The 17,288-nt window shown below is 35.2% G+C and carries 15 protein-coding genes, 1 tRNA gene and 1 rRNA gene; 7 read left to right on the top strand and 10 right to left on the bottom strand.

Annotated features, from left to right (window positions below; translation table 11 throughout):
* Positions 1–27: 27 nt before the first annotated feature.
* From AAA926_RS07890 to AAA926_RS07880, 3 genes are all read left to right on the top strand, one after another.
* On the top strand, positions 28–1,155 hold the full coding sequence (locus AAA926_RS07890) for an AraC family transcriptional regulator (protein ID WP_338212273.1): 1,128 nt from the start codon (positions 28–30) through the stop codon (positions 1,153–1,155).
* A 189-nt stretch (positions 1,156–1,344) separates the two neighbouring features.
* Positions 1,345–1,578 (top strand): type II toxin-antitoxin system prevent-host-death family antitoxin, encoded by a 234-nt coding sequence (locus tag AAA926_RS07885; protein ID WP_338212272.1) that lies wholly within the window; start codon positions 1,345–1,347, stop codon positions 1,576–1,578.
* Positions 1,578–1,895 carry a type II toxin-antitoxin system RelE/ParE family toxin gene (locus AAA926_RS07880; RefSeq protein ID WP_338212271.1) on the top strand — a complete coding sequence of 106 codons (318 nt, stop codon included), beginning with the start codon at positions 1,578–1,580 and terminating at the stop codon, positions 1,893–1,895. Before AAA926_RS07885 ends, AAA926_RS07880 begins: the two co-directional genes overlap by 1 nt.
* Positions 1,896–2,065: 170 nt before the next feature.
* Here AAA926_RS07880 and AAA926_RS07875 read toward each other — a convergent pair whose 3' ends face one another.
* The 7 genes from AAA926_RS07875 to AAA926_RS07845 form a co-directional block, all read right to left on the bottom strand.
* Complete coding sequence (locus AAA926_RS07875) at positions 2,066–3,091, bottom strand: alpha-L-fucosidase (RefSeq protein WP_338212270.1); 1,026 nt, start codon at positions 3,089–3,091, stop codon at positions 2,066–2,068.
* 150 nt (positions 3,092–3,241) lie between these two features.
* Positions 3,242–4,000, bottom strand: coding sequence for a type I 3-dehydroquinate dehydratase (gene aroD / locus AAA926_RS07870; protein ID WP_338212269.1), 759 nt, complete (start codon positions 3,998–4,000; stop codon positions 3,242–3,244).
* Positions 4,001–4,015: 15 nt separating this feature from the next.
* Positions 4,016–4,927: a shikimate dehydrogenase gene (locus AAA926_RS07865; RefSeq protein WP_338207052.1), complete on the bottom strand. Its 912-nt coding sequence runs from the start codon at positions 4,925–4,927 to the stop codon at positions 4,016–4,018.
* Between the two features lie 46 nt (positions 4,928–4,973).
* Positions 4,974–6,743 (bottom strand): FAD-dependent oxidoreductase, encoded by a 1,770-nt coding sequence (locus AAA926_RS07860; RefSeq protein ID WP_338212268.1) that lies wholly within the window; start codon positions 6,741–6,743, stop codon positions 4,974–4,976.
* Positions 6,744–6,938: 195 nt separating this feature from the next.
* Positions 6,939–8,402 (bottom strand): SLC13 family permease, encoded by a 1,464-nt coding sequence (locus AAA926_RS07855; RefSeq protein ID WP_338212267.1) that lies wholly within the window; start codon positions 8,400–8,402, stop codon positions 6,939–6,941.
* Positions 8,403–8,416: 14 nt separating this feature from the next.
* Positions 8,417–9,685, bottom strand: coding sequence for an FAD-dependent oxidoreductase (locus AAA926_RS07850; protein ID WP_338212266.1), 1,269 nt, complete (start codon positions 9,683–9,685; stop codon positions 8,417–8,419).
* A 161-nt stretch (positions 9,686–9,846) separates the two neighbouring features.
* Positions 9,847–10,761: a LysR family transcriptional regulator gene (locus AAA926_RS07845; RefSeq protein WP_338212265.1), complete on the bottom strand. Its 915-nt coding sequence runs from the start codon at positions 10,759–10,761 to the stop codon at positions 9,847–9,849.
* 137 nt (positions 10,762–10,898) lie between these two features.
* Here AAA926_RS07845 and AAA926_RS07840 point away from each other — a divergent pair, with 137 nt between their 5' ends.
* From AAA926_RS07840 to AAA926_RS07830, 3 genes are all read left to right on the top strand, one after another.
* The gene (locus tag AAA926_RS07840; protein ID WP_338212264.1) at positions 10,899–11,813 is read left to right on the top strand and encodes a shikimate dehydrogenase; all 915 of its coding nucleotides are present in this window, start codon (positions 10,899–10,901) and stop codon (positions 11,811–11,813) included.
* A 28-nt stretch (positions 11,814–11,841) separates the two neighbouring features.
* Complete coding sequence (locus tag AAA926_RS07835; protein WP_338212263.1) at positions 11,842–13,056, top strand: MFS transporter; 1,215 nt, start codon at positions 11,842–11,844, stop codon at positions 13,054–13,056.
* A gap of 178 nt (positions 13,057–13,234) precedes the next feature.
* Positions 13,235–14,056 (top strand): triphosphoribosyl-dephospho-CoA synthase, encoded by an 822-nt coding sequence (locus AAA926_RS07830; RefSeq protein ID WP_338212262.1) that lies wholly within the window; start codon positions 13,235–13,237, stop codon positions 14,054–14,056.
* A 44-nt stretch (positions 14,057–14,100) separates the two neighbouring features.
* Here the strand turns inward: AAA926_RS07830 and AAA926_RS07825 are convergent, their stop codons facing one another.
* A complete protein-coding gene (locus tag AAA926_RS07825) occupies positions 14,101–15,981 on the bottom strand; it encodes a flavocytochrome c (RefSeq protein WP_338212348.1) in 1,881 nt (626 codons plus the stop codon).
* Positions 15,982–16,099: 118 nt separating this feature from the next.
* Here AAA926_RS07825 and AAA926_RS07820 point away from each other — a divergent pair, with 118 nt between their 5' ends.
* Positions 16,100–17,026, top strand: coding sequence for a LysR family transcriptional regulator (locus tag AAA926_RS07820; protein ID WP_265893504.1), 927 nt, complete (start codon positions 16,100–16,102; stop codon positions 17,024–17,026).
* 54 nt (positions 17,027–17,080) lie between these two features.
* On the opposite strand, the gene AAA926_RS07815 is transcribed toward AAA926_RS07820, so the two are convergent.
* Both AAA926_RS07815 and rrf read right to left on the bottom strand, forming a co-directional pair.
* Positions 17,081–17,153 (bottom strand) — tRNA-Asn (locus AAA926_RS07815).
* 10 nt (positions 17,154–17,163) lie between these two features.
* Positions 17,164–17,280 (bottom strand): 5S ribosomal RNA (rrf, locus tag AAA926_RS07810).
* Positions 17,281–17,288 lie beyond the last annotated feature (8 nt).

Raw genomic sequence — 17,288 nt, 5'->3', positions numbered from 1 at the left:
TATTATTAAAGAAGGCGCTTTCAAAAAATGGATGATTTAAAGTACGTATTAAAGCATTTTAGTTCAGCTTTTAAACTGCCAATACTCTTATTTGACAATAAAAAACATATCATTAAAAAATTTCAAAATAGTTTGACTCCAGTTTTTCCGAGATTATATTTGAATCGCATTAATCCGTTAGGTCAAACAAATACTATTTATTTATATGTTACACAAGAGCAGGACAGCTTCAGCGTCATTTATCTAGATAATCCCCAAAATGATATCATTGTGCTTTGGTCTAGTTCTCACAACTTGAACAACATGAAAACACCGATCTCTAATTTCACGGAAGTAAATATCGAATTGTTGATCGAGTACAGTACAATACTTTATTTTAGTATTTATCAGAAGAAGCCTATTATTAACCAGCCAATAAGCATCTTGAAACATGCATATCTTAGTAGTAATAAAAACAATAAAATAGTGCAAAATGAAATTAATACTGATCATGGAAACTATTTAAAAGAGCAGTCAATGATGAATGCTATTAAACTGGGCAATCCTGCTTTATTTGAAAGACAATTAAAAACTTTTATTCCGAGCGGATCACCTGGAAAAATGATTAAAGGTAATGATTTACGAGAAAAGAAAGACCTATTGATAGTATCAATAACTCTTTTTACCAGAGCTGCAATTCACGGAGGGATGCGCCCTGAAGCCGCATATGACTTAAGTGACTTATGTATTCAAAAAGTAGAGGCTTTAAGTACAATTGGAAATCATTATGAAATTATGCTTGATATAGGTAAACTTTTTATCAAACATATTAGAATTAACCAAGGCTATCCGCACTTTAAGCTAATCTACAGCATTCAAGACTTTGTATACCATCATTTAAATTCCAGAACCAACTTAACTGACTTGGCCCTACAATTAAATTATTCCAAAAATTATTTATGTGCGACTTTTAAAAAAGAAACTGGTAAAACCATTGTTCAATACATAAACGAATTAAGAATCACTGAAGCACAAAATCAGATTATTTTTTCGAAAAAGAACTTATCTGATATTGCTAATTCATTAGGTTTTACCAGTCAAAGCTATTTTTCTAAAACATTTAAAAAATATACGCACTTATCTCCTAAACAATACCGCAGTAAATTTCAAGCATAAAAAAACTCCGAAATATATTTAAGAGCATTCCGTATATTTCAATATTATACAAATTACAAAATCCTATACTCTAAAAACTAGTTAGTGTCTCTACTATAAAGTAGTGAGAAATTAAAAAACAACATTATTGTTTATACTGTAAATTTTTAGAAAAATAATGTACAATATTTGTCAAAGGAAGTGATGCTCATGTTACAAATTCGACCTGTTTCAGAATTAAGAAATTACAATAAAGTCCTTGATAAAGTTAAAAAAGATAATCCCGTTTTTCTTACCAAAAACGGCTATGGCAAATTTGCGCTCATAGATATTGAGGACTATGATGAATTTACTACTACTCTTGAGCTGGTAACTAAGCTGAAAAAAGCTGAAAAATCAAAGCATTATAATTTTGATGAAATTAAAGGAAAACTATTCAGCTAATGTTCTCATTAAAATTATCTAGCCCTTCTAAAGAATATTTTGAAAACCTAAAAACATACTTATTGGCTAAGTTTGGTGAAAAAGTAAAAAAAGTTTTGGCTAGGGAAGAAGAAAAACCGGAGAATTTAAAGTCATTTCCATATCTGGGCATTAAAGCTGCTAAGTTTTCTGAATTACTTAATGGTTATTATGTTCTAATTGATAAATATGAATATATCTTCTACCGTGTAGATAAAAAAGAAAAAATAATTTATATCGAACTTATATTAAGTACCAAAGAAGACCTCATTAAAAAAATCCAAAATTACTTTCATTAATTAGAGTCTGGGAAAAAACTCTAACCTAACTAAAAAAGGCCGACAAATCATGTCAATAAAACGTTGATTTGTCGGTCTTTTTAAATTGTGAAATTTTTTAATTTAACTTCAAAGAACACTTTTTTCTCAGACTCCTTTTGTAGTGTTAAACCACAACATTCCAATTTTTATTATTTCTCAGCCAATTTCGCTGCCGCTGCAATACTTTGCTGTGCGGGCAAGGGAATCCTTCCTAAACCATCAAGCCCAATATTTAATAAATAATTTATTCCTAAGCTATTTAAATATTTGCGGTTGTGATAAATAGTTGCAGGAGATTTCCAATTTTGATCGCGATAAGAAAAGCCCCAAGAATCATTAGTGGTACCGGCTGACTCATATAAACCATATGGTGAAGGTTTAAGGCCATTGAGTGAGTTAAAATTAATATCTTTTTGCTCCTCTTCTTTTTCACTTGGAATTTCATTGTCACCAAGGGAAACATAATCATATTTGCCATTACCAAGACGTGAATTTGTTAGGCAATTGGGCTGCAATTTTTTCACTGTCTCATAAATTTCCTGACTTTGGCTTGCAGTTAATGTCATCGGTACATCAAACCAGGCAACAGCTATCTCCCCATAATCACTCATTATTTCTTTAATCTGGGGCAGAATTTTGTCTGTAAAGCATTGATCATAATTCTTATTTTTCTGCGGAAAATCCCAGCTATTGTCCCAAGTAGTGCCAGAGGATTCAATATCATTTGAAAGGTAGCCTCCCCCATTTGGTTCATGCCAATCTAAATCTTGGGAATAATAAAGGCCCAGCTTTAAGCCGAATTTTTGGCAAGCCATTGCAAGTTCACCGATTACATCCCGCTGAAATGGTGTTGCATCATACACATTATATGAATCTACTTGTGAATGGTACATTGCAAAGCCATCATGGTGTTTAGTTGTAACTACCAGATATTTCATACCACATTTTTTAGCAAAAGATACGATTTTGTCAGCATCAAAATATATGGGGTTAAAAGCGGTAGCAAGCTGACAATACTTTGCGACAGGTATTTGCAATTTAGACTGAATCCATTCAGCGTAATTGCTTGCAGATTTTCCTTCATATTCACCGGCAAGAAGTGAATATAAACCCCAATGAATCATCATGCCGTATTTAGCATTTTTAAACCATTCAATATTCTCGTTTGCAGTCATACATTTCTCCATTACTAAAGTTACCCTAGAAATACATAGTGTTGTCATTAAAAGTTTAACACGTATTTTTCGTATAAATTTGATTTAACCAAAAAAGAGTTAGCCTCAATACTTAAAGCTAACTCAAAATATCTATTATCTTAATAAAATTTACTGTAATGCTAAGTAGTTTTCCGCATTACGCAGATCCTCAATTGATAACTGACCGGGTGCAGAAGTTTGACCAACAGCGCCAAAGGACAGACTTGAGCCGAAAACCTGGCCTGCTACTCTAGTGACTTTACCGATATCGCCCATAGCCATAGTAATCAAGGGATTAGCAATCTCTTTGTTCATTTCTGTCGTTGCTGTTAAAAGAGTTAAAACGTCAGAGGCACTATGCGGCATGCAAGCTAACTTTGGCACATCAGCACCAAGTTGTGCCATTTTTCGTAAGCGAAATTCAATTACATCTTTAGCTGGCACCTTTTCAAAATCATGGTTACTCATAATTACAACAACATTGTAGTTATGAGCTAAAGTCACCAAAGACTTTATTCTTTTTTCATCATGAAAAAGTTCAATATCAACAGCATCACCCAGCCTGTTAGTAATTACATATTCTACTAAATTTAAATACTGGTCCTCGTCGAGCTGACAAACTCCACCTTCATTTTTGGTACGAAAAGTAACTAAAACGGGTAACTCGCCGACTTCTTGGCGCAATTTCTTGGCTGTAGTATTTAATATATTAAAATCCTTAATCCCTGCAGCATAATAATCAATACGCCATTCCATTAAATCTGGTTTGGCAGCCTTAATCTTCTTAGCTGAAGCCATAATCTCTTTTTCAGTTGAACCGACATTTGGCACGGCAATTTTAGGCAAGCCTGCACCTAAAACAATATTTCTAATTTTGACAGTAGCCATTATTCAATACCTCAACTAATTATTGTCTGAAAACATAATTTCACGAATATAATCAGTTGGCATCTCTTTACCGGTCCACAGCTTAAAGGAGGCTGCACCCTGATCAATCATCATGCCAATACCATCAAAAACATGCTTAACTCCTGCTTTTTGAGCCACTTTCATTAATTTGGTAGTTCTAGGAGCATAAACTGTGTCAAACACTACCATATCTTGATGGAACCAGGAAGGATCTGAAACTAGTGTCTTATCCTCAAGTGGCTTCATACCAACGCTTGTCGCATCACAGTAAATATCACTTTCTGCAATTGATTGTTTGAATGCTTCCTGATCAGTCAATTCAGTTAAAGAAACTTGGCAATCAGTTTTTTCTTGAATAGTTTTGACGTTCTTTTCAGCCTGAGCCCACTTGTCATCTTTAATGTTAAAAATTCTGATTTCTTTAGCACCATCTAAAGCTGATTGAACGGCTATCGGGGTTGCGGCACCGCCGGCACCGGCTAAAGTCATCACTTTGCCTTTAATGTCAATGCCTTCATCCTTAAGCGACTGGACAAAGCCAATGCCATCAGTAGTGTAGCCAGTCAAAACGCCATGGTCGTTCACTATAGTATTAACCGCATCACACATTTCAGAAGCTGGCGATAATTTATCAAGGTACTGGATTACCTCTTTTTTATTGGGCATCGAAACGTTTGAGCCACGCATATCTAAAGTGCGGATAGCGTCAACTGCACCTTTTAATTTATCATTGCCAATTTCAAAACAGAGATAAGTATAATTCAAGCCCAACTTGGCAAAGGCATTGTTGTGCATTGTAGGTGACATTGAATGCCGAATAGGATATGCCATTAAGCCAATTAAGTAGGTATGGCCATCTAGCCAGCCAGTAATAGGACCATTAACACCAGTAATTTTATTAGCCATCATTTTTCTCCTTTATTAAATTTAAAAATAAAATAATTAATCAACATTAATTTTTAGAAGCACCAGACACTGTATCAGTTGAATTGGACGCAGTTTTTACCAGCTTTTGATAGTTAGCATTATCAGCAGCCTCTGTTCCGGCCACAAAACCTGAAGCATAGGACCAAGAATTCATCATACTTGGCATTGAATCATGACCATTAGCACCGCCAACAATCTCACCAGCAGCATAGAAATTGTCTAGTGCTTCAAAGTTTTGGTCTAAAAGCTGCATATGCTGGTTAGTTTCATAGCCACCAAGAGTGGTACAAAAACGTAATTTCTGCTCAATCACAAAGTAGTTATCACCTTCATATTTATGCATAAACTGAGAAGGGCGACCAAACTCAGGATCATTACCTGAGGTAACATATTTTTCGTAGTCAGTTAAAGTCTTCTTTAGGTTTTCATAATCAATGCCAGCTTTTTGAGCCACTGTTTGCAAATCTCCGCTTACTAAAATCGGACTCTTCTTGCCGTCAAGATCAAAGAAACCTTGAACTTCATCTTTGGTAAAACCATATTTAAGAAGCAATTCATAGAATCTGTTCCATGTTCTTTCATCCATCACTACAAAAGCAATTTTATCCTTTTGCTCAGCAATAGCATCCCGAAAATGAGTGTATGGGGCAGATTCATTTACAATTCGCTTACCACTGGTATTGACAAAAATAGCACCCATGTCTGTAGCTTCTTTTGTTGAATAGGTTGTTAATTTGGCAATGCCAGGTTCAACTTCTAAACCATGAGGGTAAACTTTATACCAGTCAAGATTGCGTGTAGCCAGATTCATATTTTTAGCAAAATCGAAATAATCACCAGTAGAAGTCATCGGACCGTAATAAGGGATATTGGTCTTATGTTTAAGGTAATCACGAGCGCCCCAGCCACCAGCTGCCATAACTAGGGACTTAAAGTTTACAGTAACAGTTTCGTGCTTACCTTCAGCAACTAATGAAACAAGCTGACCCTGTTTGTTTTTATTAAGTTGTTCCACCCGAGTTTCAAGTAAAATTTTGCCACCCTTTTTGGTAAAGGCATTTGCCACTTTAGAAACTAATTCATAAGAACTCTCTGAAGGCATTTCAATTTGCCTGTCAACAGAATGCTCAATAGTCTGTGTTTCAGCTTTTTGATAAGTAAGGTCTGCAAATTCAGTGATAAAATCAACTGCTTTACCAATATTTTGAGCAAGTATATTTGAAAGTAGTGGATAATTAGTCCCCCGACATTCACGAACAATATCTTGAACCAGGAGCTGTGGAGAATCTTTTTTAGCTTCCTTGCCAAATAAAGCAGCTGCTAGTTTTGAACCAGTACCAACCACATTGGAACCATTAAGAATTGTAGCTCCACCGAGATAGCCATTCTTTTCAATTAAAAGAACGTTTTTACCCATTGATAGTGCCCGAGAAGCTGCCATCAAGCCTGCCATACCTGAACCAATTACAGCTACATCCACATCATAAGTTACATCTTGATGCGACTTATCACTAGACTTAGCAACAATATCTACACCATTTGCTTTTAACGCTTTCTTTCCAGAATCAAGCATGGCTTGTGTCATAATCGAAGCACCAGAAATGGCATCGACATTGAAACTTTGACTATTAATAATATTCTTTTTTAATTTACCTACAACCTGATTGAAGATACCCGGGGTTTCTGCAGTTTTGGTTACATTAATATCTGCAATTTGATTATTTTCAACTTTGATGTCAAAGTCAATTTGACCATTTCTTCCTTCTGCCGTTGCTTTAATTATTTTTTCTGTCATTAATGTTCAGTCCTTTTTCGTTTTTTAACCGTTTTCAGTATATAAAAGTAATTACATAAGAAAAATAAATTTATTTTACAACATTAATCAATTTTTTTAATTAATAGCAAAATTTAACCTTATTCGAATCGAGATATAATAAAAAATGTCTAATTCATTTTCAGAAAGAGCCCTTTAAATAATTAATATTATTTATTACAAGATTAGTTTTGCAAATGGATAACCGACAAATGTCATAACTACGATAGATATAACAGCAAATGCTGCTCCCCAAATTAGCATATCTTTTGCTGTTGTAAATTCCGTACCAATAGCAACCGGATTAACGCCCGCTTGACCTGCAGGAGTCATATTGCAAACAGCAGCCCCAAAGCCAATCAACATAATTACTGCTGCTAGATTAATACCATTTGCTGTAGTACTCAAAGAACTGATTACAGAAATTGCTACGGATGAAACAATAGTCGTAGTCACAATATTGGAAGAGAAATTAGTTTCAACAACACACCAAACAATAAAGAAAAGAGCTAAAAGAATTTCTGGTAATCCTTTAGCTAATGGGCTTAAAATGTTCGTTAACCATGTTTCAATTCCCATTGTTTTAGCAGTTAAAACCGCACCAAGTTCACTAGCTACACCTACCATAAGGACGGAAGCCCAAGATATACCTTTGTTTGTAACTTCTTTAAAGCTCAATATACTTTTTCCGTTAATATTGACAATCATCAATATAATACATCCTAATAACGGTGGAAAAGCCGTAGTCCAACCGCTTATTGTTGTATAAACAGTAGGAAGTATGCCTTTAATAAAGCTAGGCATTATCCATAATATTACCGTTAAAAGCATAGTTGCTAATATTATTTTTTCTTTTCTATCAGCAGGTTTGATGGTTCCCTTAAGTTTTTCAACAGCCTTTAAATTTATATTTTTAATATCATTTGGGCAATAAATAAAACGAAAAACAAGAAGCATACCAATAATAATTAAAATTCCAATAGGAATTCCAACCATCATGTACTGAACTTGTGATATTTCTTTTCCAGTTGCGCCTTTATAAAATCCTATGGCTAAGGTTGGCCATACATGCGCGATTGCTGTCATTCCTGAAGAAAGGTTGATGCAAAATGTCGCTCCCATGGTAATCATGCTGCCAACCTTGCTTCCCTTTTCTATATGCAACACTTTAAAAATATCAAGCAAAAATGGCATAAATGTCACCATCAAAACAGTAGGTGAAATAAAAAGTCCTAAGAAAGTAATGGCAGTAAATAGAAAAATCACAAATCTCCATGGGCTTTTTTTAGCAATCCGGTTGGTAATTAACGCTATAGTACATCTTCTTATAAAATTTGTTTGTGATAGTGGGTAAACTAATGCAAAAGTAAAAATCAGAAAAGCAACTGTAGAATTGCCAAAAGTTCCCGTAAACGCGGCTTGATATCCTACACTTGGTATTAATCCAAGCAAAAATAGGACTATTAAACTTGGCCACGAAATAGAAATTGTAGTCCACATTACCAGCGCAGCCACAAAAATACCTAACGTCCATAATCCTTGAGGAGTTAAACCATTACTAGCAGGCAACAACATACCAAAAATTAGTATTATCAGAAAAGAAACCAATAAAAACAGATAGTCTTTCTTTTGTTTACTCATTATTATCCCTCCCGCTATAAAAGTGCTCTTTGAGCTTTAAGTTCTTTCTGAACCGCATCAGCACAAAAGTTTTTTTCATCAGTATCTTTACTCTGAAGTCCAGCTGCTATTCCAGCTGCTTGTCCAGTAATATAGCTAGTTCCCATGACTCTTATAGAAGCTTGAGCTACATGATCAACCGAGATCAAGCGTCCAGCCCCCCAAATATTATCAATATCTTTTGCCTTTAACGAGCCCAGTGGAATGCTGGCATAGTCATTATCTGGCATATGTTTGTATTCAACTTGATTATTAATATGATGAATTTCTGGGCTCCATGCTGCCCTTCCGATACTATCTTTTCTTTTAACTATATTTAAAATATCTTTACCATGCAGAGTGGTATCTCCAATCATTCGTCTGGATTCACGAATTCCTATATTGGGGCCGGAACTTACGAGAACTGCATTTTCACACCCATTAATATATTTTTTAACAATCAGAAAATAGCTTTGGACTTTCTTCCTAAGCATAATTTCAGCACTAGTTAAATTGCTACCATCTAAAGAACTTAAATCAACACTTGGCAAAGTGAGAAAACCATAATCATCACCATTATTTTTAATAAAAACTCCCTTTTCTTTGGTTAAATATGGGATACCCTCTTCTTTACCCTTTTTTACAGCACTCTGGATTTCACTCATTAAAATATTTCTAGCAGGAATATTATTTACTCTAAACGCAAGGGAAGCTTGCTGAACAGCATGAGTATTTTCATCTCCCCAATTAGTTTTTAATCCTGCTAAATGAATTAAATTTGCATTGCCACTCGCATCAACAAAAGAGTTTGCATTTACTTCTACTAATCCTTCATCGTCATAACAAATTAAGCTTTTTATCTTTTTGCCCTTTTTGTTAACCCCTACCAAACTTGTATGAAGAAGCAAGTCTGCTTTACTTTGAAGAAACAAATCATCAAAAATAAATTTCATTTTTTCTGGATCGAACTTGATTGAAACATTGCCAGTGGATGGTGATGGGTGAGGTGTAATATCCATACCTGCAGCATTCATTTTTTTCAAAACTAAATCACCAATTCCACCAACAACCTTATCTGGATTCTGACCTCTAGTATAAAAGCCACAATATGCAGCAACTTGTGAATTAACACCCTGACCGCCTAAAGCGGAAGCACGCTCAATTAAAATTGTTTTGGCACCTGCTTTAGCAGAAGCAAGAGCAGCAGCAATACCAGCTGCTCCTCCGCCTACCACGGCAACTTCATAAGTAATAGACCTTTTCATAAATTTATCCCCCATAAATAAATCGCTTTCAAAACTACCTTAAATATGACACAATTTTAGGGCAATAAAAATAAGGGAATTCTATTAAATTAATACAATTTATCTATAGATTCCCTCTGTAAGTTTTTTAATAATGTTTGTGCTTTAATTAATATTTTTAACTATATCAACTTATTTTTATTAATATAATTTTCTTGGCAATAATGTTGTGCAAAATTTTGAAATTTATTAACAACCGGCGACAAGAAATGATTGTTTTTTGTAATGATATACAAACTATGTTTAGCAATTTTATCTTTTATATCTAAAAGTTTAACTGTTTTATCATTAAGCTGTGGCAAATTAGGAACAATAGCAATTCCAAATCCCCAATGAACAAATCCTATAATAGCATGATCTTCAACTGCTTCTAATGCAACTTTAGGTTTAAAATTTATAGTAGAAAAAATTTGATCAATCTTTGGCCTTAATCCGCTTTTATGGGAGTACATTATAAATGGACATTTTTCTAGTTCCTTTATATACAAACTTTTTTTATTTGCTAAGCTACATTGTAATGGTACAGCTACTTTCATTTGTTGATCAACCAAATGATGAACACACAATTGATCTAAATTTTGCTCTGGCATAGAGCTACATACAAGATCCAATTTATCATTTAAAATGTCATTAATCAGATGTTCAGTAGTATCCTGTTTAAAAGAGAATTTTATATTTTTATTCTCCTCTTGCTTCTTAAAAACACTTACTAGATGTGGTAATAAGTCTTGACCCAAAGTATAAGTAAATCCTAAATTGATATGACCACTATTAATGTCTAACAATTCATTAATATACTTGGAACCTTGTTTTAGCTTATTTAGGCTTTCTTGCACATATTTTAAATATATCTTACCGTAATTAGTTAACTTGATATTTCTGCCATCTTTTTCAAATAATGGAGCTCCTAATTCATGTTCAATATTAGAAATAGCATATGACAAAGAAGGCTGTGATATACCCAAATTTTCAGCAGCTTTCGCCATATGTTCCGTATGTGCTAATTCTACGAAAAACTGTAAATGTTTTAAATTCATAAGTGGCTCACTTTACATTAAGTATTATCTAAATCATAAAGCATTTCTATTAATAATACAAATTAGCTTTATTTATTCTAACTTTGCAAGCGATAACATAAAATAGAATACTTATATATTATAAAAAGGAGAAAGATATGGGAAATAAAATTACTGGTGTTAATGGTCCTATTACTGGCTGGCTAGATGGTCATACCTACTTAATTGGCTTAATGGCATATCCTATTCGGCATTCAATGTCACCTACAATGCATAATAATGCTTTTGCTAAATTGGGCTTGAATTATACTTATCTCTGTTTTGAAATTGGCAATGATAAATTAAAAGGTGCAGTTGACGCTATCCGCACTTTAGATATGCGGGGCTCAAATGTTTCGATGCCCAACAAAAAAGAGGTAATCCAGTACCTTGATAAATTATCGCCAGCTTCTGAAATGTGTGATGCGGTTAATACTATTGTGAACGACCATGGCGTTTTGACGGGCTACACTACCGACGGCATCGGCTTTGTCCAGTCGCTTAAGGATGAAGGCATTGACATTAAAGGTAAAGTGATGACTTTAACTGGTGCCGGCGGTGCCGCAACCCCGATAGCCGTTCAATCAGCTTTAGATGGTGCTAAAGAAATCAGAATTTTTAACATTAAAGATGATAAGTGGGCTCAGGCTGAAAAGAACGTCAAAACTATTCAAGAAAAAACTGATTGCCAGGTTTCTTTAACTGAATTGACTGATCAGGAAGCATTTAAACAATCAATTGCAGAAAGCGATATTTATTGTGATGCCACCAGCGTGGGTATGAAGCCGCTTGAAGATAAGACGCTGGTTTCAGATCCTTCCTGGTTCCATGAAGATATGGTAGTATTTGACACGGTTTATGCTCCTAGAACTACCAAATTAATGAAAGTGGCTCAAAAAGCAGGAGTCAAGCATGTTTTTGATGGCATTGGCATGATGATTGATCAGGGTGCAGCCTCCTTTAAGCTGTGGACCGGTAAAGAGATGCCAACAGATTATATTCGTGAAATTATGTTTTCAGACGAAGATAAATAAAAATTTTTTAGGAGAATAGGAGAATAGTATGAAAAATAAATATACGCCTACAGCTCTTGCCTTGTATTTTAACTATTTTGTTCATGGTATGGGAGTGATAATATTATCACAAAATGCTGCCGCTTTAGCTAAACAATGGGGTACAAGTCAAACAGCTGCTCTAGCAGTAGTTTCTGCCTTAGGTATAGGCAGGATTATTAATTTATTAATTTCAGGTGTTTTATCGGACAAATTTGGACGCAAGCCTTTCGTCCAACTAGGTATTGTGACTTACTTTATCTTTTTTATTGGTATTCTACTTTCACCCAACACGGTCATAGCATACATTCTAGGTATTTTAGCTGGAATGGCTAATTCTTTTTTAGATACGGGGACGTATCCTGGACTTATGGAAATATATCCCAACTCAAAGGGTACATCAAATGTTGTTTTAAAAGCCTTTATTTCTGCTGGTCAGTTTCTATTACCATTTATTGTTAGTGGACTCGCCGCTGCACACATGTGGTATGGTTGGTCATTTATAATTCCAGCTGCAATTCTAGTAGTTACTTTTTTATATTTCCTATTTGGTGGAGCTTTTCCAGATTCAAATGAAGTTACCAAAGAAGATGAAGAGAAAGCTGAGAAAGCTGAAAAAGCTGAAGAACAGGCAAGTAACAATATTGCAAGCAACGTCTGGATTGATGGTACATTATTTATCATTTACGGATATATTTCTCAAGCAACTTTCTATTTAGTAAGTCAAATGCTTACACAATATGGTCAACAAGTTGGTGGCATGGCTCAAGCATCTGCCCATTCCTTAGTCTCATGGTATTCCCTAGGTTCAATTTGTTGCGTTCTTTTAACTGCTGTTTTAGGTAAAAAGATTAGTGAAATTCAATTTGTGCCAGTCTACACTCTAGGAGCTTTTGTCTCCATTTTATTAATGTGGCTATTTCCAACTAATGCTGCCTTGATGATCATTTTGGCGTTTCTAGTAGGGTTCTTTGCAGCTGGTGGAGTAATGCAATTAGCTTTAACTGTTATGGCTGAATTTTTCCCTGCCGGTAAAGGTACAGTCACTGGATTCTTTTATACTGCAGGTTCCATCGCTTCCTTTACCATTCCGCTTTTCATAGGCTGGATTGGCAATATGAAAAATGTTATGTTCTTAGACGTAATTATTGCTTTAATAGGATTTATTGACACACTGTTAATTGCAATTCGCTATAAGAAACTGTTTGGCAAACTTAGTAAATAAAATCAATTTTTTATAGAATTAGAAAAAGCCACATATCAAGGTTATTTGATATGTGGCTTTTTAATGCTTTAGATTAATTCGTTAAAGAAATAAATTACAGGTAATTAAATTTAATTTTAAAATAGTTTATACTGAAAATGATGTTATCAAACTAATTAATGATTAAATATAGATACTTATGACTAATTCAATTACAAAAAATGCTTTACGCTCACTCTTATATGAATCTGTTACCGCACCAAAACCTGGCTTAGTAGATCCTATCAGCCAAGGGCCGCATCCCGATATGAATATTTATACTTTTATTGACAGCAGTTTAAGCTTAGAGGCATATTTTTCTACTGCTGTTGAAATTGGACAAAATTTTCAATCGACTGATTTAACCCAAATGTTTTATAAATTAAGACAAAGAGGTATTACTGCTGAAAAAGAAATGTTTGCTGCAACGCACGGCGCTAATACACATAAAGGAGCAATTTTTGCTTTGGGTATCTTTGTCTGCGCTGAAAGTTACAGTATGACAAACAATACTGAACTATTTCTTACTATCACCAAGATGTGTAAAAGACTTGTACAGCATGATCTGATTCAAAATAATGAGTTACAAACAGCAGGTGAAAAAGAATTTGAGCAGTATCATGTTGGTGGGGCTCGTGCTCAAGCGGAACAAGGCTATCCCATTGTACGTGAAGTAGCTTTACCTTTTTTTAAAAAAAGTAAGGGAACGCTCCAAACGAGACTCCTTGATACTTTAATGAAAATAGCTACAGTAGCGGTTGACAGTAATTTAATTAAACGAGCTGGAAATTATGATGCAGTTAAATGGCTCCACCAAGAAGCAACAAAATATTTAGATCTTGGTGGCTATGCTGCTCCAGCTGGGAAAAAGCAACTGCAGAAATTAAATAAAGCATGTCTAGCACATAATTACAGCTTAGGCGGTTGTGCAGATTTACTAATAGTCACTATTTTTGTTGCTTTTGAAAGAGGATATATATAAAAAAGGAAGGCAAATCGCCTTCCTTTTTTACTAGAATTAAAATATTATTTTTCTGATGCACCTGTCACTGCATCATTATCTGCAATTTCACTGCAAGCAGTGTCAGCAGCAATACGACCAAAAGTAAAGATATCAGCTAGTGAATTACCACCAAGACGATTACCAGCATGTAATCCGCCAGCGACTTCACCTGCCGCATAAAGACCAGTAATTACTTGTCCATCTTTGTTTATTACTTGCGCTTTTGGATTGATCTTTAAGCCACCCATTGTATGGTGAATAGCAGGTTTACGAGGTGTAGCATAAAACGGTGCAACTTCACATTTAAGGTTAAACGCGCTTTTACCAAATTCTGGATCATTACCTGCGTCAACATATGAATTATATTTTTTAATAGTATTGACCAAAGTAGCTGGATCCATACCGGCTTTTTCAGCTAATTCCTCCAAAGTGTCTGCCTTTAACAAAGTACCCGCTTTTACCTGAGCCTCAAGTGATTCTTCGGTTGTGTTATAAGCTGTAGCTTTTATTTTTTCATCAGCTATTAAGTAGAACAAAGTGCCATTGGCAATAGCGGCCTTAGCCAAAGTATCGCGTTCAGCAAATTCATTTACAAAACGTTCACCTTTTTGATTGACCATAATAAAGTTTTCGGGCGGAGTTTGAATACCAGTAAATAATTCACCAGTCTTTGGATCAGAGACAGGCATTAATTGAATAAATCCCATCCCCACTAAATCAGCACCAGCCTCTTGACCTAAGGCAATACCGTCACCAGTAATTGCAGGTGAATTAGTAGTAGCAATATCGTCATCAATGTGTTTCCAGTAAGTGTTATATTTTTGCACCATTTTAGTGTTGGCACCAAAACCGCCAGAAGTTAAAATTACTTTTTGCGCATGAATGGTAACTTTACTACCCTCACTGCTTTGAGCTACAACTCCTGTAACTTTACCGTCTTCAATAATTAAGTGTTGGGCCCGGGTTTCTGTTAAAACTGTAGCACCATGTTCTTTTACCCAATCACCCAAAACGTGAATAAAGGCATAGCCCATAGGTTCAACTGGCTTGTGACCGCGCCGCCACAAAGCTCCAACCGGCATGGTGACATCAGAGCGGTCAAACTTCACTCCTAAATCAGTTAGCCACTTAACTGAATCAAGTACATTATTAACAAGTTCAGTAACTAGAGCATAATTGCCGTGAATTTCATTACCATTTAAGTCAGTTCTTTTACCACCTAAATAAGTCTGTATTTCATGTAGTAAAACCGAGTCAAACAGATAATTTTTACCAGAATCTACATAAGCCTTAATTTGCTTTTGCAATTCTTTAAAGTCATCACGATATTCTGGATCAATTTCAGCAATTGGCGTAGCGGCTAATTTTTCCAAGCTTTCTTTTTCACCAGGTAAGGCTTTAAATTGATTTTGCCACTCTGGTTCAGCAGCGTTCAAAGGGCCACCAGCCCTTGTAGTATTACCACCAATTTGAGGGAATTTTTCTAATACAATTACTTTTTTACCATTTTGAATGGTTCTGGCGGCTGCAGTGAGGCCCGCACCACCTGCTCCAACAACTACAACGTCAGTTTGGTATTCTCTGTCAGAATCATTAGCAGCCTGAGGCTTTGGTCTGTTAAGCCATTCTTGTGCATTTCCACCAGCCTCATTAATTGCTTGAGCCACACCATCTATCACGCCATGACTGGAAATTGTAGCTCCACTAACAGCATCAACATTTAAAGTTTGATTAGCAATAATTTGCTTGGGCAGACGTTTAAAGACTTCATCTGCTACACCTGCAGTTTCACCACTGGAATCAATATCTATTTCCTTGATTTTATCTTCAGAAAGTGACACCTTCATAGGCATAAAACTAGAGCCATGACCTTTAGCTTTTACTTCATAAGTTCCTGATTTCATCATTAATATACTTCCTTTCTTTTAATGCTCATTAGTTAAATTTTACTAACTTTTCTGATTAAAAGGAAATAGTTTTCTAGCAAGCAGGCTATAATAAAATTGTTATCGGAGGCAAAATATGAACAATCCTGAAACCGTCCTACATTTTATTGATGTGCTATTAAAAGAAAGTAATTTTACCAGAGCTGCCGGCGAGTTATATATATCGCAGCCCTATTTAACGCAACTAATTAAACGAATCGAACGTAAATTGGGAACTGAAATAATCGATCGCGAAACAATACCATTTACGTTAACTCAGGCAGGAGTAATTTACTATAACTACTTAGAAACTAAAATCACTAATAAACAAAGGCTAGAAGAGCAGTTAACCCCATATGTATCACCTGATCAAGAATTAATCCGAATCGGAGTATTGGAAAGTTTGGGAACATTTTTACTGCCAGAGCTTTTACCCAACTTTATGCTGGAAAATCCTAATATCAAAATTCAGCTTGCAGAAAATTCACCTCGTGTGAGTGAAGCACATCTTTTACATGAACAAATTGATTGTTATTTGGGGCAAACTCCTGAATCTCTTAATCAAGGATTGGATTTTTATGTTAACGGTGGAGAAAACTATTTTGTAATCATTTCACCAAGATCAAAGTACTTTAAAAAGGGGCGATTCATACTTGAGCCAAATGAATATAACATTGAAGATATTTTACAAGAACCATTTGTTGTTAGTTCAAACAGCTCTGCAATTCGCCATCAAGTTAACGGAATATTTCAGAAGTTCCATATCAAACCTAATATTATTTTAGAAAGCAGCAGCATTATTACTGCAACCAACTTAGCAATAAAAGGAGTAGGCTTAACTATTTCAGCTGCAAGCATTATTAAACGAATGGCGCAAACACCTATTAACTTACTTCCAGTTGATCATAATTTGATTCAAATTAAATATTTTATTGCAGTTAAACATGGACAAAAAATAAATCCCGGACTTCAAAACTTAATTACAGCGTTTAAGAAACTTAAGATAGAACCGAATATAAGTTAAATATCAAATTTATGCACAAAAAAGAGGACCAAATGGTCCTCTTCTCTTTGCTCGCTCCGGCTGTCAGACTCGAACTGACGACATCTTGATTAACAGTCAAGCGCTCTACCAACTGAGCTAAGCCGGAATACTAAAAAGCACGGCAGCGTCCTACCCTCGCAGGCAGTCTCCCACCAACTACTCTCGGCGTGAAGAAGCTTAACTGCTGTGTTCGGCATGGTTACAGGTGTTTCCTTCTTGCTCTTGCCACCGTACTTTTTCT

It is taken from the genome of Lactobacillus juensis, assembly GCF_036246285.1.
In the GTDB taxonomy this organism is placed as follows: Bacteria; Bacillota; Bacilli; order Lactobacillales; family Lactobacillaceae; genus Lactobacillus; species Lactobacillus juensis.
The sequence above is the reverse complement of the archived record's forward strand: the minus strand, read 5'-3'. Positions and strand labels throughout refer to the sequence as shown.